The organism is Burkholderia sp. M6-3 (assembly GCF_050858985.1).
In the GTDB taxonomy this organism is placed as follows: Bacteria; Pseudomonadota; Gammaproteobacteria; order Burkholderiales; family Burkholderiaceae; genus Paraburkholderia; species Paraburkholderia caledonica.
In genome coordinates this window covers 170000-188129 of record NZ_CP110092.1, presented here as the reverse complement: position 1 = coordinate 188129, position 18130 = coordinate 170000, and the positions used below count along the sequence as shown (strand labels likewise).

The following is an 18130-nucleotide window of genomic DNA, read 5'->3' as shown; positions in this document are numbered from 1 at the left end:
CGTATGGTGTGACCATCCGGGACAAGGGGCACCGGGGAGCACTTCGGGTGGGCAGGCCGTTGTTATACGATGAGCCGCGAGCTCGTGTTAGTAGTTGGCCGCCCCTGCGACCCGCCCGGTTGCGCTGCGAGCGCGAATCCGTAGTTGTCGTGCTGTCCCACCGGCTCCCAACATTCATCTGGATGGGAGAACGGTTATGCGAATCGTAGGACTGGATGTTTCGCGCTCCGTGGCCGAGATCGCGTATCTGGAGGACGGCGTGCTGCATGCTGGTGGCCGTGCCGGGCTCAGACGCGACGAACTGGAGCGCTTTGCCGCAAGGTTGCGCAGTACCGATCATGTGGTACTCGAAGCGACGGGCAATACCGCCGCCATCGTCAACGTACTGCGCCCCCGCGTCGCGCGTGTCGCAATTGCGAATCCACTGCTGGTACGGCTCATCGCCGAGGCACGCGTCAAGACGGACAAGATTGATGCGGCAGTGCTGGCCCAACTGTACGCAAGCCATTTCCTGCCGGAAGTCTGGATGCCCGACGAGAGGACCCTGGCGCTACGTCGACAGGTCTCGCGCCGGTCACAACTCGTGCGGCAACGCACGAGGCTGAAGAACGAAGTGCATGCGGTGCTGGCTGCGAATCTGATCGAGCGGTGCCCCGCTACTGATCTGTTCGGCAGGAAGGGACGCGTATGGCTCATGGCCCAACCGCTGCCGATGGACGAGCGTCTGGGCGTCGAGCAACGCTTGCGGGAGCTGGACCGTCTTGGAGAGGATCTGCAAGAGGTCGACAAGGCCCTGGCGCAAGCCAGTATCGGCGACGAGCGGTTGCGCAGGCTGCTGACCATCACCGGCGTCAATACCACTGTGGCAATCGGCCTGCTGTCGGCAATCGGTGCCGTTGAACGGTTTCCCAATCCGGAGAAGCTGGTGAGCTACTTCGGGCTGAACCCATCGGTCTATCAGTCGGGCCCAACGCCCGCCAGGCACGGTCACATCACCAAGCGGGGACGTTCGTACGCACGGGCATTGCTCGTCGAGGCAGCTTGGGGCGCAGCACAGGCGCCTGGCCCTCTGCGCGCTTTCTTCCTGCGGGTACGCGACCGTCGCGGCCAGCAGGTCGCCATTGTCGCGACGGCACGCAAACTGGCGGTCATCGTGTGGTACGTGCTCACGCGCAATGAGCCGTTCGCCTGGGATCGTCCAGCCCTGACCGCACACAAGCTGCGCGCCCTGGAGCTGCAATCCGGCATGCCTGCACAACACGGCTCGCGCAAAGGATTGGCTGCAGCTTACAGCCTGAAGAGCGTACGCGACCAGGAACGGGCCGTTGCCGAGCAGGCCGAGCGCACCTATCAACGGCTGTTCTCGAGATGGAAGCAGGCGCGTCCCAACAAACGCGAGGTCCCACTGGTGTGGCCGGGAACGCCAATCTCATAAAAATATCAGGCAGGGGCTTGTCGATTTCATCCGTCGTGTAAATGATCTTGCGCACTTCCGGCGGATAGGCAAAGAAAGGAATCACCTGCTCCCATTGGCGTTGCCACATCGCCGCGACAGTGGGGAATTTGCGGCCCCACTCGCTGTGTGCAAAGGCATCGAGCGCCGCGGCAGCGGCTTCGGCCGAAGCAGCCTGATAGATCGGCTTGAGCGCGGCGGCCAACGGCTTACGGTCCTTCCAGCCCGCCAGATTGAGCGAATTGCGGATCAAATGCACGATGCAGGTCTGGATTTGGGCAGCCGGAAACACTGCTTCAATCGCCTCAGGAAAGCCGCGCAAGCCGTCGACAACCGCAATCAGAATGTCGTGCAGGCCGCGGTTTCTCAGCTCGTTAAAGACCTTCAGCCAGAACTTGGCGCCTTCGGTTTGCTCGATCCATAGGCCCAGCACTTCCTTGCGCCCGTCGGCGCGAATACCGAGCGCCAGATACACCGCCTTGTTCCTGACCGTGCCTTCGTCGCGGATCTTCAAGCGCAGGGCGTCGAAATAGACGATCGGATACATCGCCTCGAGCGGCCGTTGCTGCCATTGCTCGACTTCGGCCAGCACTTCGTCCGTGACGGTGGAAATCAAATCGGGCGACACCTGCAAGCCGTACAGTTCCAGCAAATGGCCCTGGATTTCGCGCACGCTCATGCCGCGCGCGTACATGCCGATAACGTGGTCGTCAAAGCCCGGCAGCCGGCGTTGATATTTGCCCACTAATTGCGGCTCAAACGTGGCCTGCCGGTCACGCGGAATATCGAGCTTTAACTCGCCATTGGGCGTGATCACCGTCTTGGCGCTCGTGCCGTTGCGGTGATTGCCGCTTTGGCCTTGCTCGGCTTCCGTTTGCAGGTGGTGCGTGAGCTCCGCTGCCAGCATGCGCTCGGCCAGTTGCTTCTTCAGTTGCCCGGCCAGGCCCGATTCGCCGAGGATCGACTCGGCATCCTTGTTCTGCACCTGCGCCAGCAGTTGATCGATCAGTTCATCGGGGAACAGCTTCGGCGCCTTCGGGTTCTTGCTCTTCCTGGTCACGTTTGTGTCGGTCATTGGACGTTATTTCCGTTATCGTCTCATGACCTCTTCACACGAAATATCTGACAGGCTCGCTCAAGATGCTGGCGTTGCTGCTGACCCGAACTCGACCTTGCACATTACATGGGATGCTTCTGCAACAGCACCGCCGTCAGTAGGCCTTCTTCAGGCTGCCACTGGACGCAAGTACATCACGTCGCCATGCCGAATCCAAGGTCTCCAACGCGGCCCGGCCGAGCCTTGGCGACATCATCCCGGACGGCAAAGCGTGTTCTGCAAAAACGACGGCACCCTACTAACGAGTCGACCACCTGGCACAGCCATCGACGCTGGCGCAATGCCCTTAGGGGAGGCCTCAAAGGCACGCCGTAAATGGTGACACGTTCCGCGGTCCTTCGCCGCTTCCGTAGCGTCACGAAACCATTCGAGACGGTAAGGTCCAATGCGTGCAACGGTTCACTAATCTGGAGGTCCCACGTGGCGCCTCCCCGACTACTATGTTCGCGCGGAGCAATAAGCGACCTGCGGGAGCCTCTCACTTGGCGGTCGACCAAGACAGTCAGTCCAATCTACCAGTAGAGCCACCCATTGCTCGGCGTTGCAGCAATGCGTTTGAGCCGGGGCCAAGGTGGTTCCTTCTTTCCCCGCGCATGAGGAAGGAGGTAGCTCCCCGCGATTCTCAGAGCAGAATCTATGGAAAGAGTGCAACTGGTGTGCCCAGCACGAATGCGCATCAACGATGTTGCGCGAAGTGCGCATCGGTGACATCGTTACGGTAACGATTCCGACAGGAGAATATCCATGGGTTCAAGCTACGCCAGCGTCCCGAAGCGGTCCACGAACGTCTCGTTGGCGGACAGCCTTCTGGCTGAAGCCAAGTATCTCGGTATCAACGTATCTCAGGCAGCCGAAGCTGGATTGGCCAAGGCGGTGTCCGAGGGGCGTGCTGCTCGCTGGCTGAAGGAGAACGCAGAAGCGATCGCTAGCTCCAACGCATACGTGGAAGAGCACGGTTTGGCACTGACGGCGTTCCGGATGTTCTGATGGCACGATTCAGCGCATATCGACATCCTCAGGCAACGGACTTTCTTCTGGACGTCCAGTCGGACTTGCTGAGTCACCTGAACGTCCAGGTTGTGATTCCGTAAATGCCGCTGGCTCAGGCACCTAAGCCTGCCGAGAGGCTCGATCCAGTCTTTGAGATTGATGGCGAACCGTTCTCGATGGTCACGCAATACATGGCCTCGGTTTCAGTAAAAGAGCTTAAGCACGGTGCGTTCAGCTTGAGTCATCGATACGACGAAATAGTTGCGGCGATAGATCTTCTGCTACAGGGATTCTAATCACCCGAAACCGCGCCCGCCGCGTTCCCTTTATGGGACCGGCGCGTTTTTCGTCCGGGCGCGCCGTGTTTTCGGGTTGCAACGTCGCAGGGAATTTTCCGAGGCCCCTCGTTCCTCATGCGGTGGCTTGTCGCGCGCCGCCTTCAGGCATACGGGCATGGTCTGCTGAAATACACCTCCGCTGGATCGAGGGGGCGTTATGCGTCGCAGCATGCCGACTCTGATACTCGGCAACCTCTTTTATCCCTTTCTGGCGATGATGCGACGGATCGCCTTACCCGACGAATGACTCACCGCTTGCTCATTCAGAACAACAGCTGCGTTGGATAATGCCTGGAGAACCAACGAAGGATCAAAGGCAGCATAGAGCCGTCCATGTTCGTCCCGCCGATCGTTCCCCTCGGTGACTCGCCAGCTCACATACAGAGTTCCACCAGGTTCAGTGATGTCCAGCAGCTTGCGCACCGAAGGCACAATCAGTTCGGCTTCAAGATGCATGATGACAGTTTCGCACAGCACGTTTTGGAAACTGGCGTCTGCTATCCCAGCAAGCTCTGGCAGTCCGGCGACCTGAAACCGAACGTCAGGATGGCGCCGTCGAGCCTCTTCTAGCAAACCCTTCGAAGGCTCGAAGCCCACGGTCGGGAAACCATTTGAAGACAGCCAGGCAGCGTCGCGTCCGCTGCCACAGCCGATGTCTGCCGTGGGTCCGGGACGGAAGTATTTCCGTATGAGCGCGTGAAAGTCTGTCGCTGGGGGCTGCTCATCCCAGTCTTTTGCAAACAAGGCAGAATTCTGGTCGTAGGCGCTAAGAGTTCTGATGTCCATAGACTTTTTACATGTTGTGCCTGGTATCCGTCGACGCGGCAGCGAATCGGCAAAGCCAAGGTGTTAGTCAGCCACGTTCGCATCGCCAATGGTGCTCTCATCGTAAACGAATGATTTTGGGTCCACCGGGCTCACGTTGATGGAGGCTTTGCGTTGGCACTCCATCATCGGATTGGCGACGATCCAGCCAGCCATGTCGAATGGCGGGCTGTGGCCGCGTGTTGCCCGAGACGGGTGGCTGCGACTGGGCCATTATCCGTCTCCGTATGCTCGGGAGTCCTTCAGCATCGCCGCAACGAAGTCCTCGAGCGACCCAAATGAAAGCCATTCTGGGTAATTATCCGCGAATGGGCCTCCGTCTGACACGCTCCAAGTGAGGTGCACAACGACGTACGCCCCGTCGAAAAGGACCACAACGATGTCATCGTTGTCAATGCGTCTGCCCTTGACGGTGGCTTCGCGGCCAAAGAGGGGATGCCGCGCGGTCACTTCCCTATCTAACTGACGTTGCAGTCCGATAGCTTTCTGCTCCGTAGCGAGTGGACGCCACGGAGCGAGCCAGTCTAGTTCGTCGATGCCCATTTGAAGGTCGCGCAGGTTACCGAAAGTGGCTGCCAACTGCTGCTGGTTACGTCAAGCTCGGGGGTGACCTTCTGCCTGTTGGCCGGCCTCGGCCTCATGCCAACCCCGTACCGATCCTGTGCCCGGCGGGCGAAACACCCATCAAGATTCGAAAAGGTCAAGTACCTGAACGACATCGTAACAAGATCATCGTGCCAACAAGCGCATCATCAAACCAATGATGGGCTTCAAGGATTTCCCTCTGTCGGCATCGTCCTCTAAGGCATCGAAGTGATGCGTATGACTAGGAAGGGGCAGATGAACTCCGAAGGCCTCACGCGAACAGCTGGCGCTCAGTTCTATTCTCTGACGACTTAGGAAATCCTTCCGCCGGAGATTCTCTCGTCTACTGAACCTCATTGCGACACAACCGGCCCATAATGCCGTCAACCACCCTTCCGATGCAAAACCCGCAAATTGTTGGTAACTGACGAGACGCCCTCTACACTTCGGACGACCTTTCCGGCCTCGTTTTTTTCGTCTTCTGTTGGCACCGATCCACTCAGTGTCACAACGCCGCCCTTCGCACGCACGGCTATCGCGGAAACGTCAAATCCCAACGCATTGCCAAGTTGCGTTCTCACCGCCAACGCCAATGCACGGTCAGCCTTCCGATCGGCCTTGACACTCGCGGATGCAGCATGAGCCGCGGATGCGGACGTCGGCGGTTGCGCGTATGACACTGAGCATCCTACGATGGTGATGCACGCTACCGCCGCTGTTGCAAAACGATCGGACATGGTCTTCACTTGAAACCTCTCCTGTTGGGTTACGCGCTTTGCGCAAACAGACAACAATGCTGCATACAAAGCAACAAACTATTGTTATCACCTGCGGCCGGATTCCAATGTGCTCTCTGCTTCAAGCGACAGAATTAACGCGCGCCCGGTTCTGTCGGGGAATTGCAGAGGTGTGTCGCGCAAGGATGAAGCGATCACGCCAGACTGCCAGCATGCTCGGCCAGTCTCCTCGTAAGCACGAAAAGATTGCTGATCCCGTCGCGTACAGCCGACATTGCTTCGGCGCGGATTTTGGCCATGTCGGTTATTTCACCCATTGATGAGATCACCTCGCCGGCGCGCTCCCTGCCCGCCTCTGCATGTTCGATGACATCCTCAATCCCCTGTGTTGCTCTGGACGCCGACTGACTGAGAGCGTTCGCTATCGCCCCTATTTCGCGACTCGCCTCTGCCGACCGGTCGGCAAGCTTGCGAACCTCGCTCGCCACAACTGCGAATCCCTTTCCTGCTTCACGCGCATGCGCTGCTTCGATCGTTGCGTTGACCGACAGGAGACTTGTCTGGCGAGCAATAGACTGCATTGTCTCGACGATAGGTCCGATCGACTCAGACAACGCACGTAGATCGTTGAAGGTTGCCGCGGACCCACGGGCAAACTCAGCCAGGCGTTCGATTGCATGCGAAGCCTCCCTGGTGTTATGTGAGCCTTTTTCGATCAACGCCCCGGCGCCGTGGGCGATTACGCTCGCATGCTCTATTGCCCGCACAGATTCCTGAGCGGATTTGTCCAGTTCATTGATCAATAGAGCCAGCATCGACAGATGTCGCTCGACTCTCGATTGGAGAAACTGGAGTTCGAGCTGGCTGTTCTCCTGTTGAACCTGATCGTCGAGCTCGACCTCTTCCTGTACGGGGCCAACTGCTGCTCGAAACGTTAATCGGTACATTTGCAGGAGAATCCATGCATCGACCACAAGCACGACTGGGACTGCTACATGGACCGCCACTGCAAGGGCTGGATCGCGAAGCGCGGCCAGCACGACGCTGGCCACCGCTACGATTGAGGAAAGGACAATAGATACACGCACTGGCAGCTGCATCGGGAACTCCGTGTCATCCTTGTGTTTAGTCAAGCTCTGTACGCCTCTCCCCGCCTTCAGGATTAGCCAATCGTATTCTCAAGTACACCAAGGCCCTCGATCTCGAGCCTCACGATATCGCCCTGCTTCAGAAACTCCCGACGAGCCATACCGACGCCAGCGGGCGTACCCGTGAGAATGACATCGCCAGGGTAAAGCGTGGTGCGCGAGCTGAGATATGCGACCTGTTCAGCAACGCCGAAAATCATCCGGTTCGTATTGGAATTCTGCTTGAGTACGCCGTTGACCCAAAGCTTCATCGACAGGTCAAGCGGATTAGGAATAAAACGGGCCGGCACCAGCGTCGGCCCCATTGGACATGAACCGTTGAAGCATTTCTGTGAAACCCAGTCGTACGCAAAAGGTGAGTCTGCTTTGACAGCTGCGCGCTTGACATGGTCTCTGGCAGAAAGATCGTTCGCGATGGCATAACCAGCAACATAACCCAGTGCATCTTCAACGTTCACACGGTTCGCAGTCTTCCCAACGACAGCGGCAAGTTCAATCTCCCAGTCGATCATCGACGCGTATAGGGGGATCTCTACCTTTGCGCCGTGGCCTACCACAGTGCTTCGGGGCGTTTTGACAAAATGCCAGGGAAGCTGTCCTTGCTCCTTTGGATTCTCGATGGGGACATTGAGGACGGAGGCCATCTCCTCCATGTGATCGGTGTAGTTCGCGCCGGAACCATATACTGCCGACGGGTACAAGACAGGCGCGTGCAGTTGCGCCTGCTCCAACAGGATGCCTTCGCCGTCAATCGACCCATCGTGCAGCTTTGACGCGGCAACAGCGAGTTCCGGTTCCGCTACTTCCCATCGATCGAGAATGGCCAGCGTCGATTCAAAGCCACGTCTGTGGTGACCTAGCGCAGCCGCGACGACCTCTGCAGCCACATGGACTTTTCCGTCAACGACCAGACCCGCCGTTGGCGCACCGCCCGGCATGGAGAACGTTGCAAGAGAATAGTACGTTCCTGAAGTAGTTTGCATGGCACTGTGCATGAAAGCGGTGGCAAAGTTCTATGTGGGCGACCGATTAGAAACGGTCCCCGAAATCAAAGTAGTCATCGTGCTGGAAGCCTTCGTAATACTGTATCTCCCACCAGTTGTGATCGAGATCCTCCAGATAGAAGGAGTACACGCCATGCTGGTTGACGATGTCCATGACCTGGCGTATACCGTACCGCTCGCTCAGATCAAGTGCTGCCTTATGTGCAGCGTCCACCGCTTCCCTGCTCGCGACGTCGATCCCCCAGTGATTCAGAAGGTTCGTCGGATGAACCATCGGCGTCTCGACACAGACAATGTGGAATCGGAGGCCACAACGGATGGCGAGCGCCGGCATCGCATGGCGAACACATTCGAGGCCAAGAAACTCCTCATAAAACGCCCGCGATTTCTTGAGGTCATAGCACTCTAGTGTGCCGTGCGAAAGCACATAGGGTTTGACCACCGAACTCTGGTTGTTCGGGGTAACGGACGCGGGTTCTGGAATCAACATCACATATTCTCCTTACTCGTAAGAGCCTCGCCAACTCCACTCTTTTCAACGGCGGTCAGGAACGAGTCTGCAAAAAATTCGGAAGCTGGAAGCCCACACTCCTCAACAAACTCACGGCGAGCAGCGTCGACCATGATGGGAGCACCACAGGCGTAGACCTGATAGCCCGACAGATCCGAATGATGGTCCTTTGCAACCTGATGGACGTATCCGATGTTTCCTGTCCAGTCGCACTCAGGCGTAGGATCGGAAAGTACCGGATGAAAGCTGATATGGTCGTGCTCGGCCGCCCACGACTGCGCGAGCGCCATCATGTAGATATCCTGTTTGCGCCGCCCCCCCCAATAGATCTCGATCCGCCGCTTGATACCTTTCTTGATGGCATGCTCCACAATCGACTTGATCGGTCCGAAACCTGTGCCGCTTGCCAGCATCAGCATCGGCTTATCCGATTCCTCACGAAGAAAGAATGTACCGAACGGTCCTTCAAAACGCAGCACTTCACGCTCTTTGAGCGCGGTGAATACCCTGTCCGTAAACATTCCGCCCGGAACATGTCGGATATGCAGTTCGATGTGCGGCAGTCCCTCAATGTCCGGCGCCGTTGCGATCGAATAGTTGCGCCGCTCCCCTCCTGGCAGAATCATTTCAATGTACTGGCCGGCCATAAATCGCATCGTTTCGTTCATGGGCATGCGCAGCGTGAGCACCATCACGTCCGACGCGGGGCGTTCCATCCTTGACACCCGGCAGGGATAAACCTTCGGCTCAATGGCCGCCATACCCTCAAGTTCCGCGACCTCAATTACAAGATCAGAGAGTGGTTTCGCCGAACACAACAACGCATATCCCCGCCCGCGTGCCTCGTCGTTGAGGTAAGTCTTTAGCACCATCCCATGATCGACGGTCCCTTCGACGACCCTGGCTTTGCATGTGTTGCATACGCCCGTTCGGCAGCTATACGGTAGGAACCTTCCAGCCGAAAGGCCCGCAGCGAGGATCGTTGTCCCGTCTTGAACCTCGAACGAATGACCGCTTGGCTTAAGTACTACCTGGTAGGACATGTTGGCTCCTGGAACTCGACGCGAAATTCTGACGTGTGCCCGATCTGCTGCGAGAGCAACGCGCGATCGGAGTCAATCAGAAAGCTTCATTTGTGTTTGCAAGTATTGTATCGGAAAGTATATCGGGCCGCCGTAGGCGTTAACACTAAGAAATCCCGGAGGTGTTAATAAGTAACTTCATACACCGCTTCGCACAGGGCATCGGCCCTTCCGTCTTGCGTCAACGCGTCGGGCCTTCCCCCAGGGTTTTTCTTACCAGCCTTCGCAAACTTTGCGCTTGCGACTCAAGTGAAGCTGTGATGCAATTCATTTGCACATGCAAGTGTTTCACATGCAATCGACAGATAGGTAGAAGACCGTGGTCGGTTACGGGCGCCACAGTGTCACACATCAATTAGCACACCTATCTAAATGCGCGACCACCGCTATCACCAAGGAGACAGGCAACTTGAAAACGACACTTCGACGCACCGCCAGCTTGCTTTCGCGAATACTGCTTGCGCCGTCGGCAGTTATGCTGGGAATGGGTGCGCCTGCAACCGCGTTTGCCACGGAAGGAGGTGGTTCAATCTATCCAATCGGGGTCAACACGGTCCTGGCGGGCGTCATGCCTCCACCCGGTGATTATGTCTATCTGTACGGAGCCCGGTATGACGCAAACCACACGCTGGACAGCAATGGGAACGACAAGCCCAACATCAGCGATTTCAACGCTCATGTGAACGCGTTCGCCTTGCGCTATGACCACGTCTGGAGCGACATCAGTTTTCTGGGTGCCAATCTGATGACCCGCGTGGGTGTGCCTTTTGTCGACCTGCATCTGAGCTTCGATGTCAAGACACCGAAGGGCATTATTCATCAGCAGTCCTCGGATACAGGGTTGTCCGATGGCGCGATCATTCCGCTTGCGCTCGGATGGCATAGCTCGTGGCTTCATCAGATGGTTGGCGTCGAGCTATTTTTCCCGACCGGCGACTATGACGTGCATCGGCTCGCGAACGTGGGAAGGCACTACTATTCGATTGCTCCCGAATACTTCTTCACCTTGACGCCGATTCCAAGCATCGAAGTGAGCGCCAAGGTCATGTACGTGTTCAATAGCCCGAACAACGAGACCAACTACCATTCCGGCAACGAACTGATTATTGACTACGGCATGGGTTACCAGGCAACGCCAAAAATCCAGTTCGGAGTCAACGGATACTTCTACCAGCAAACGACCGATGACACACAAAATGGCGTAGTAGTCGGAAGCGGAAACAAGGGGCGCGTGCTGGCGGCCGGTCCATTCATCAAATATCAGCCAACGAGATCGCTGGCATTCGTCGCCAAATGGCAGCACGAAATGCTCGTCGAGAACCGCACACGCGGTAACCGCTTCTGGATACAGGTGGCTTACAAGTTTTGATCGCCTGCAGCGCCTGCGCCTTCTCAACGGAAGGCGTCACTCAGCGCTGCTTCTCGCCGACCTGCGTTTGCAGTTCTTCCTCGATGGTGTCCAGTCGGGCATACACATCAATGAGGGTTTTCTTAAAGACCTTTAGCGTTGCCGGCGGAAGCGTGTTCACCGCCACTTCTTCAAAGTGCTGGGCAATGGGCATCAGTTCGGCCACGAGCCGGGCACCTTCCTTTGTCAGCGCAATCGCGACGGTCCGGGCGTTGTTCTCAAGTCGGCTGCGGGAAACCAGGCGCATTTTTTCCATCGAGCCAATCAGCCTCGACAACGTCGAGAGCTCGATGGTGGTCATCTCAGCCAGGTCGTTCAGCCGCTGGTCAGGAGTCTCCTTCAGTGAAGCCATCACCCGATACATCGGCAGAGTGACTCCGTAGGAGGCAATACGGCGTGAAAACAGTTCGCCCATGCGTACCCCGACGCGGTTGAGAAGGTAGGGAACGGAGTCGGTGAGCTTGTACACGGATCGGGTCCTATAGGGTCATCGCCAAATTCTATCAAGCAACTGTTCCACGCGGTTTATTTTCATTGGCAACTCTTGCGTTTGCAATTATAGTTGTCTGCAAGGCGCCGGCATCGCCCGAAAATCAACCAGGAGACATCATGGACGCCCTCTCTGTACCCCTTCCCCAAGTATGCGATTCCTTTCGTGCTGCAATGAGGCGAATCGCTTCGACTGTAACCATCGTCACGGCTGCGGATGGCACCCGTCGTCACGGCATGACGATGACAGCCGTCGGATCGCTTTCGATGGACCCGCCCTCGATGATCGTCTGCGCAAATCAGTCCACCTTTCTGCACGACATCCTCCAGTCCGCGCCAGGCTTTTGCGTGAACGTGCTGCGCCGGGATCACGTTGCCGTGTCGACTGTTTTCAGCGGCAAGGCGCCCCCAGAGGAGCGGTTCCAGGTCGGCGAATGGACCGTCGAGCACGGCGTTCATATGCTCTCCGATGCCCAGGCCAATGTTTTCTGCAAGAAGGTGGCCGCCGTGCCGTTCGGCACTCACACGATCTTTATCGGAACGGTTACCGACGTCCGGCTCAATGGCGACGGCGAACCGCTTCTCTACAGGAACGCATCCTATTGCTGACCTCGTCTGACACGATCAGGACGAAATCCCCAAAGACATATCCAGTGAGGTGACATGATGTTAGTTGAGGACAAGGAACTCAATGCTGTTCTCCCCCCCTCCGCGCAGGCTCCATCCGTCGACGTACTGCGCGACAGAGTCGCAGCATTGGGCGCAACGCTGCTCGGGCGCGCCGCCCAGGTCGAAATCGACCGGCGCGTATCAACGGAGAGCATTGAAGCGTTGCGCGCAGTGGGATACTTCGATCTGCTGAAGCCACGCGCGTTTGGCGGATATGAGCACGACTTTTCAGTGCTTGTCGACCTGAACACGGACCTCGCGAAGTGGTGCGCATCGACCGCATGGGTTGCCGGCCTGCTCTCAGCACACCAGTGGCTTGTGGCAAGCTTTCCCGCACAGGCGCAGCGCGACGTATGGGACAACAATCCGAGCGCCCTTGTCTGCGGTTCGTATGCTCCTGTGTGCAAGGCTGAAGCGGTCGACGGCGGATATCTGATCAGTGGCCGCTGGAGTTTTGCGAGTGGCTGCGATTGCGCACAGTGGTCGCTCTGCGCGGCAATTCTCCCGGCGAGCGCAGAACGCGGGGCACCCGCCCCCGCGTTCCTCCTCGTTCCCGAAACAGACTACAGGATTGAAGACACATGGCACGTCATCGGTCTTGCTGGCACAGGAAGTAAAACGCTGGTACTGGACAAGGTCTTTGTCCCGTCCCACCGCGCGCTGCTCTTTTCGGAGACAACCTCCGGCAACACGCCCGGTGCCCGACTTTACGGACACCACCCGGGTTTCTCCATTCCTATGCTAAGTGCGATCCCGTCCTGCCTCGCATCGGTCGCCGTCGGCACAGCGCAAGGCGCCCTCCAAGACTATCTCGAACGCACCAGCCGGCGCGTGACGCGTGGCGCCGTGGCCGGTGCAGCCAACAAGATGGCTGAGTTCCCTACCATTCAGCTTCGTGTTGCAGACGCTGCTGCCAGCTGCGATGCAGCCAGAAAAATCCTCCTCTCTGACCTGCGGGATCGCGAGGCCACTGCCAACAGCGCCCAGGAAATCACGGTCGAGGACCGTATCACAAGCCGCCGCGGCCAGGCATTCGCGGTTGCCTTGGCGATTCGCGCGACGGAAGCATTGAATGCGTCGACCGGCGGACAGGGCCTGGACGTTTCCCACCCGGTCCAGCGGGCATGGCGCGACGCGAATGCGGTCGGCCGTCATATCAGTATGAACTGGGACACGGTAGGCACCATGTACGGACAGATGGCCCTCGGTCTCGAGCCGAAGGGCCAATATTGAACGGAGCGGGAAATGAGATTTAAGGCAGAGAAGAAGATTGCGCTAGAAGAACACTTCGCGATCGAGCAAACGGTTCAGGACTCGGCGGGGTTCGTTCCCCAGTCGTACTGGGAAGAGCTGAAGTCCCGCCTACTCGACCTGCACGAGCGGCGCATCCGGGAGATGGACGAGAACGGCATCGAACTGATGATTCTTTCGTTGAACGCACCCACCGTTCAGGCCATTCCCGACACCAATGCCGCGTACGAACTGTCGCGCCGCGCGAACGACTATCTGGCTGAGCAGATCGCCAGGCGGCCAGACCGTTTCAAGGGTTTTGCGGCGCTTCCAATGCAATCTCCGGAGCTCGCCGCCCGCGAACTGGAGCGATGCGTGACCGAACTGAGCTTCGTCGGCGCGCTGGTAAACGGCTTTTCCCAAAGCGAGAACGGCGGCATTCTTTACTACGATCTGCCGCAGTTCCGTCCCTTCTGGGCGACCGTTGAAAGGCTGGACGTACCGTTTTATCTGCATCCGCGCAACCCGCTACCAGCCCACGCGCCTATCTATGACGGGCACCCATGGCTCCTCGGCCCGACTTGGGCCTTCGGACAGGAAACGGCTGTCCACGCACTTCGCCTGATGGGCTCCGGGCTCTTCGATGACTATCCCGATTTGAAGATCATTCTGGGGCATATGGGGGAGGGCCTTCCCTACAGCATGTGGCGGGTCGACAACCGGAACGCGTGGGTTGAGACGACGCCGAACTATCCGGCAAAGAAGCGAATCGCCGATTACTTTCACGCTAACTTCTGGCTCACAACGTCCGGCAACTTCCGCACGCAAACGCTCGTCGATGCAATGCTTGAGATCGGCTCGGATCGCATTCTGTTTTCAGCAGACTGGCCCTTCGAAAACGTCGATCACGCCGCCCAGTGGTTCGATTCAGCGGCCATTAGCGACAACGACCGCATCAAGATCGGCCGGACGAATGCCGCACGGCTTTTCAGGTTCGAAGTTTAAGCAGACAGCTTCCTCACGCCTGGTGCACACGGACGACACACGAAGGATCGTCCGGTGTACCGGCGTAACACTGGAGTGAGACGCCATGCAAGAAGAAGCCATTGACGCACACGAAGAACTGGCCAACGCCAGCATCGGGAAAACACACATCGGACTGGGCATCCTGCTCGCCTTACTCACGATGTTCGATGGATACGACACTTTCAATCCGGCTTACGTTATTCACTACGTACGAGCACCATGGTCGCTTTCGCTGCAACAGGCAGGCATGCTCGTGTCAAGCGGACTCATTGGTTTCCTGGGTGGCGCGGCCTTGCATGGAATTGTCGCTGACAGGTACGGCCGACGCGGGACGCTCATCGGTGGCCTCTGGATAACGACCGTTTTCTCCGTGTTGACCGCCATCCTGGCAGGTTCCCTTACGAGCTTCTGTGTTCTGCGCATTTGCACCGGAGTCGGACTGGGCATTCTGCTTCCCCTCGCAACGACCTATATCAACGAGCTGGCGCCGCGTCGCGTAGCCAACACGTTTGCCCTGTGGGGCGTGGCGCTGGGGTGGGCATTGGGTGGCGCTGCGGCCGGAATCATCGGCGTGTTCGTTACGCCGCTTACGGGTTGGCGAGGACTCTATTGGGTAGGTTCCCTTTCCGCATTTCTCATACCGTTGCTTTATATCTACCTGCCCGAGTCCCCGAGGTTTTCCCTGCTCCGTGGACGGGAAGAAGAGCTCACCTTCATCCTCTCCAAACTCCGGCCGGAACGTGCCGGACTGTATCGCACGCTCCCCGTGCTGATCCCGCAAACGCCTGCACGCGCCTCGATCTCAGGCCTCGCCAACCCGCAGTACAGGCGGCTATCGTTCTCGATCTGGCTCACAAGCTTTATGAGCCTCTTCTGCATCTTCGGTCTATCCGGCTGGATTCCAACGTTAATGCAAGCTCGCGGCGAGAGTTTCGCGACAAGCTTTGCTTTTGGCGCCCTGATGCAATTCATGTCGCTTATAGGTGGACTGGTGTGCGGATACATTGTCGACCAGGGTGGTGCACCCCGTGCATGGCTCAGCGCCTGGTGGCTCGGAGGCGCGCTGGCGGTTGGAGGCCTTGTTATGTTTCATGGTCACCTGAGCAACGTGATCTGCGTTGCCATGGCAGGTTTTTGCATCATAGGCGCGCAATTCGTCCTCAACAATTTCACCGCTCATTCGTACAGCACGGATGTCAGGGCGACAGCCGTTGGCATGGAACTCAGCGTTGGACGGCTTGGTGCGATCCTGGGCCCATTTATCGGCGGAACGCTGCAACAGGTGTTTCCGGGCGAGAACGTCATGCTGCTCGCAATGAGCGTAGCAGCGGCCGCAGCAGGAATCAGCATCCTCTTCGCAATCAAAAAGTGCAGTGTCTGTTCCGCACCGACCGAGGTGTCCGGTACGAATGCGACCGTGCGCACCGTATAGACCGTTCATCGAGAGCACATCATGACTGACACGACACAGAACTCATCCGTGTCCTTTATCTACGAAAGCCTGCCCACCCGCGTCGTTTTTGGTGATGGCACGCGTGCCAAAGTGAGAGAGGAAGCGCAACGCCTCGGCATCTCGCGTCCCCTCATTTTGCATAATCCGGCCCACATCGTGATTTCGGACGCTATCGCCGATGACCTTGGCAGACATCACGTCGTGACTTTTGGTGATGCGCAGATGCACACGCCAATCCGGATAACGGAAGAGGCGCTGACGCTTGTCGCTGATGCCGGCGTTGACGGGGTAATTTCGATTGGTGGAGGATCAACCACTGGCCTTTCCAAAGCGATAGCCTTGCGTACAGATCTGCCACAGATCGTATTGCCGACGACATACGCAGGCTCCGAGATGACGCCAATCCTGGGCGAAACACGAGACGGTGTAAAGACCACGCTCCGCTCCCCTAAAGTGCTGCCTGAAACCGTTATCTATGACGTCGACCTGACGTTAGATCTTCCACGAACCCTTTCCGGCGTCAGTGGAATGAATGCAATTGCCCACGCCGTAGAAGCACTGTACGCAAAAGAGGCAAACCCCGTCATCAGCGCTCTGGCCATTGAAAGCATCCGGGCATTCGCACAGTCGTTACCCGCTATCGGCTTGAACGCGCATGACCGCACCGCCCGCAGCAAGGCGCTTTACGGTGCGTGGCTGGCAGGGGTTTGCCTGGGCTCCGTCGGCATGGCATTGCATCACAAGCTATGTCACACGTTGGGGGGTACCTTCGACTTGCCCCACGCAGAGAGCCACGCGATCGTGTTGCCGCATGCACTGGCCTATAACGCCCCGGCGATTCCCGAGGTCATGGAACGCCTGTCGGCGTCTCTGAGTCACCCGGACCCGGCGCGCGCGCTCTATGACATGACCATGGCCATCGGGACGCCCACGGCCCTTTCCCAGATCGGCATGCCCGAAGAAGGCATCGACAAGGCGGTCGAACTGGCCCTTGCCAATCCGTATTGGAATCCGCGTCCTCTCGAGCGGGATGGCCTGCGAGAACTGATCGGACGCGCATACGCTGGAACGCCCCCCACTACACCGCCCGGGTCCGATGCGACCCGCTGAGGAAGGAAGAACCATGAACACCAACCCGCAGTACGGCTTTCCTCTCTTTAGCGAAGAGGATTCCGCCGCAATCGTCAATGCCCGCATCGGCGCACACGTCGATCCCCGCACCCGCCTCATTGCCGAGGCCGTAGTGCGCCATCTTCATGCAGCAGTTAAAGAGATCGAGCCGACCCACGATGAATGGCTCGCCGCCATCAAGTTTCTGACGGACACCGGTCACATGTGTACCGACTGGCGACAGGAGTTCATCTTACTGTCGGATGTTCTTGGTGTTTCCATGCTGGTCGACGCCATCAATCACCGACGGCCTGGCCAGGCAACGGAAAATACCATTCTCGGACCGTTTTTCGTCGAAGGCGTGGAGGCGTCGCCGCACGGAGTGAACATCTGCAAAGACGGCAAGGGAGAGCCGCTGGTGGTTCTTGCATCGGTTCACGATACAGACGGTAATGCGATAGAAGGCGCAGTCATCGACGTATGGCAGACGAACGATGACGGCTTCTACGACGTTCAACAAGAGGGGATTCAGCCGAGCGGTAACCTTCGTGGAAAGTTTCTGTCCGATTCTGACGGGGCCTTCTGGTTCAAGTCCGTCAAGCCGCGTGACTACCCTATTCCAGATGACGGTCCGGTGGGCAAGCTCCTGAGCACGCTCGGACGACATCCGAACCGGGCAGCGCATATTCACTTCCTGGTCCAGGCTCCTGGGTACGACACCGTCATTACGCACATCTTCGCTCCCGACTGTCCATACCTCGCGGAGGATACGGTCTTCGGCGTGAAGGAAAGCCTTATCGGCAATTTCGTCAGTCATACCGACCAGAACGAAGCGAAGTCCTTCGGATTCGCGACTCCCTTCTGGTCGGTACGCCAGGATTTCGTTCTGAGCCGGACGACATTGCCTTCCATCGATTCATTCCAAAACACCCGAAACAGTGAAAAGGAGGCTTGA

The 18130-nt window shown here is 57.9% G+C and carries 17 protein-coding genes and 2 pseudogenes; 11 read left to right on the top strand and 8 right to left on the bottom strand.

From position 1 onward, the window contains the following. The first annotated feature begins 196 nt into the window (after positions 1 to 196). Positions 197 to 1435: an IS110 family RNA-guided transposase gene (locus OH764_RS33435; protein WP_498851677.1), complete on the top strand. Its 1239-nt coding sequence runs from the start codon at positions 197 to 199 to the stop codon at positions 1433 to 1435. A gap of 19 nt (positions 1436 to 1454) precedes the next feature. Here the strand turns inward: OH764_RS33435 and OH764_RS33430 are convergent. Continuing rightward, positions 1455 to 2528 (bottom strand): annotated as a pseudogene (locus OH764_RS33430) (IS256 family transposase); the annotation flags it as partial. A gap of 786 nt (positions 2529 to 3314) precedes the next feature. Between OH764_RS33430 and OH764_RS33425 the strand changes: the two are divergent. Both OH764_RS33425 and OH764_RS33420 read left to right on the top strand, forming a co-directional pair. After that, positions 3315 to 3557, top strand: coding sequence for a type II toxin-antitoxin system CcdA family antitoxin (locus tag OH764_RS33425; RefSeq protein WP_498851676.1), 243 nt, complete (start codon positions 3315 to 3317; stop codon positions 3555 to 3557). A 104-nt stretch (positions 3558 to 3661) separates the two neighbouring features. Continuing rightward, on the top strand, positions 3662 to 3856 hold the full coding sequence (locus tag OH764_RS33420) for a CcdB family protein (protein WP_498851675.1): 195 nt from the start codon (positions 3662 to 3664) through the stop codon (positions 3854 to 3856). Between the two features lie 240 nt (positions 3857 to 4096). Here OH764_RS33420 and OH764_RS33415 read toward each other — a convergent pair whose 3' ends face one another. Beyond that, complete coding sequence (locus OH764_RS33415; protein ID WP_498851674.1) at positions 4097 to 4684, bottom strand: class I SAM-dependent methyltransferase; 588 nt, start codon at positions 4682 to 4684, stop codon at positions 4097 to 4099. Positions 4685 to 5397: 713 nt separating this feature from the next. Between OH764_RS33415 and OH764_RS33410 the strand changes: the two are divergent. Further along, a pseudogene (locus tag OH764_RS33410) lies at positions 5398 to 5623 on the top strand (DDE-type integrase/transposase/recombinase); the annotation flags it as partial. A 68-nt stretch (positions 5624 to 5691) separates the two neighbouring features. Here the strand turns inward: OH764_RS33410 and OH764_RS33405 are convergent. The 5 genes from OH764_RS33405 to OH764_RS33385 all read right to left on the bottom strand — a co-directional run bounded on the left by OH764_RS33405 (position 5692) and on the right by OH764_RS33385 (position 9751). Further along, entirely contained in the window at positions 5692 to 6045 is a 354-nt protein-coding gene (locus tag OH764_RS33405) for a BON domain-containing protein (protein ID WP_498851746.1), read from the bottom strand. Positions 6046 to 6239: 194 nt separating this feature from the next. Next, positions 6240 to 7145, bottom strand: coding sequence for a methyl-accepting chemotaxis protein (locus tag OH764_RS33400; protein ID WP_498851673.1), 906 nt, complete (start codon positions 7143 to 7145; stop codon positions 6240 to 6242). A 62-nt stretch (positions 7146 to 7207) separates the two neighbouring features. Beyond that, a complete protein-coding gene (locus tag OH764_RS33395; protein WP_498851672.1) occupies positions 7208 to 8176 on the bottom strand; it encodes a fumarylacetoacetate hydrolase family protein in 969 nt (322 codons plus the stop codon). 46 nt (positions 8177 to 8222) lie between these two features. Next, complete coding sequence (locus tag OH764_RS33390) at positions 8223 to 8687, bottom strand: VOC family protein (RefSeq protein WP_498851671.1); 465 nt, start codon at positions 8685 to 8687, stop codon at positions 8223 to 8225. Then, positions 8687 to 9751 carry a CDP-6-deoxy-delta-3,4-glucoseen reductase gene (locus OH764_RS33385; RefSeq protein ID WP_498851670.1) on the bottom strand — a complete coding sequence of 355 codons (1065 nt, stop codon included), beginning with the start codon at positions 9749 to 9751 and terminating at the stop codon, positions 8687 to 8689. The genes OH764_RS33390 and OH764_RS33385 overlap by 1 nt, the downstream gene beginning before the upstream one ends. A gap of 448 nt (positions 9752 to 10199) precedes the next feature. On the opposite strand from OH764_RS33385, the gene OH764_RS33380 reads away from it, so the two are divergent. Beyond that, entirely contained in the window at positions 10200 to 11159 is a 960-nt protein-coding gene (locus tag OH764_RS33380; RefSeq protein WP_498851669.1) for a SphA family protein, read from the top strand. Positions 11160 to 11199: 40 nt separating this feature from the next. Here OH764_RS33380 and OH764_RS33375 read toward each other — a convergent pair whose 3' ends face one another. Continuing rightward, the gene (locus OH764_RS33375) at positions 11200 to 11667 is read right to left on the bottom strand and encodes a MarR family winged helix-turn-helix transcriptional regulator (RefSeq protein WP_498851668.1); all 468 of its coding nucleotides are present in this window, start codon (positions 11665 to 11667) and stop codon (positions 11200 to 11202) included. Between the two features lie 140 nt (positions 11668 to 11807). Between OH764_RS33375 and OH764_RS33370 the strand changes: the two genes are divergently transcribed. The 6 genes from OH764_RS33370 to OH764_RS33345 all read left to right on the top strand — a co-directional run bounded on the left by OH764_RS33370 (position 11808) and on the right by OH764_RS33345 (position 18130). Next, positions 11808 to 12296, top strand: a complete 489-nt coding sequence (locus OH764_RS33370; RefSeq protein ID WP_498851667.1) for a flavin reductase family protein — start codon at positions 11808 to 11810, stop codon at positions 12294 to 12296. A gap of 57 nt (positions 12297 to 12353) precedes the next feature. Continuing rightward, positions 12354 to 13589, top strand: a complete 1236-nt coding sequence (locus OH764_RS33365; RefSeq protein WP_498851745.1) for an acyl-CoA dehydrogenase family protein — start codon at positions 12354 to 12356, stop codon at positions 13587 to 13589. A 12-nt stretch (positions 13590 to 13601) separates the two neighbouring features. Further along, positions 13602 to 14591 carry an amidohydrolase family protein gene (locus tag OH764_RS33360; RefSeq protein WP_498851666.1) on the top strand — a complete coding sequence of 330 codons (990 nt, stop codon included), beginning with the start codon at positions 13602 to 13604 and terminating at the stop codon, positions 14589 to 14591. A gap of 85 nt (positions 14592 to 14676) precedes the next feature. Beyond that, on the top strand, positions 14677 to 16044 hold the full coding sequence (locus tag OH764_RS33355; RefSeq protein WP_498851665.1) for an MFS transporter: 1368 nt from the start codon (positions 14677 to 14679) through the stop codon (positions 16042 to 16044). 21 nt (positions 16045 to 16065) lie between these two features. Beyond that, positions 16066 to 17175 (top strand): maleylacetate reductase, encoded by a 1110-nt coding sequence (locus OH764_RS33350; RefSeq protein WP_498851664.1) that lies wholly within the window; start codon positions 16066 to 16068, stop codon positions 17173 to 17175. 13 nt (positions 17176 to 17188) lie between these two features. Continuing rightward, positions 17189 to 18130: an intradiol ring-cleavage dioxygenase gene (locus tag OH764_RS33345; RefSeq protein ID WP_498851663.1), complete on the top strand. Its 942-nt coding sequence runs from the start codon at positions 17189 to 17191 to the stop codon at positions 18128 to 18130.

Coding starts and splice junctions, on each gene's coding strand:
- OH764_RS33435 (WP_498851677.1), top strand. CDS start 197: ATGCGAATCGTAGGACTGGATGTTTCGCGCTCCGTGGCCGAGATCGCG.
- OH764_RS33425 (WP_498851676.1), top strand. CDS start 3,315: ATGGGTTCAAGCTACGCCAGCGTCCCGAAGCGGTCCACGAACGTCTCG.
- OH764_RS33420 (WP_498851675.1), top strand. CDS start 3,662: ATGCCGCTGGCTCAGGCACCTAAGCCTGCCGAGAGGCTCGATCCAGTC.
- OH764_RS33415 (WP_498851674.1), bottom strand. CDS start 4,684: ATGGACATCAGAACTCTTAGCGCCTACGACCAGAATTCTGCCTTGTTT.
- OH764_RS33405 (WP_498851746.1), bottom strand. CDS start 6,045: ATGTCCGATCGTTTTGCAACAGCGGCGGTAGCGTGCATCACCATCGTA.
- OH764_RS33400 (WP_498851673.1), bottom strand. CDS start 7,145: ATGCAGCTGCCAGTGCGTGTATCTATTGTCCTTTCCTCAATCGTAGCG.
- OH764_RS33395 (WP_498851672.1), bottom strand. CDS start 8,176: ATGCAAACTACTTCAGGAACGTACTATTCTCTTGCAACGTTCTCCATG.
- OH764_RS33390 (WP_498851671.1), bottom strand. CDS start 8,687: ATGTTGATTCCAGAACCCGCGTCCGTTACCCCGAACAACCAGAGTTCG.
- OH764_RS33385 (WP_498851670.1), bottom strand. CDS start 9,751: ATGTCCTACCAGGTAGTACTTAAGCCAAGCGGTCATTCGTTCGAGGTT.
- OH764_RS33370 (WP_498851667.1), top strand. CDS start 11,808: ATGGACGCCCTCTCTGTACCCCTTCCCCAAGTATGCGATTCCTTTCGT.
- OH764_RS33365 (WP_498851745.1), top strand. CDS start 12,354: ATGTTAGTTGAGGACAAGGAACTCAATGCTGTTCTCCCCCCCTCCGCG.
- OH764_RS33360 (WP_498851666.1), top strand. CDS start 13,602: ATGAGATTTAAGGCAGAGAAGAAGATTGCGCTAGAAGAACACTTCGCG.
- OH764_RS33355 (WP_498851665.1), top strand. CDS start 14,677: ATGCAAGAAGAAGCCATTGACGCACACGAAGAACTGGCCAACGCCAGC.
- OH764_RS33350 (WP_498851664.1), top strand. CDS start 16,066: ATGACTGACACGACACAGAACTCATCCGTGTCCTTTATCTACGAAAGC.
- OH764_RS33345 (WP_498851663.1), top strand. CDS start 17,189: ATGAACACCAACCCGCAGTACGGCTTTCCTCTCTTTAGCGAAGAGGAT.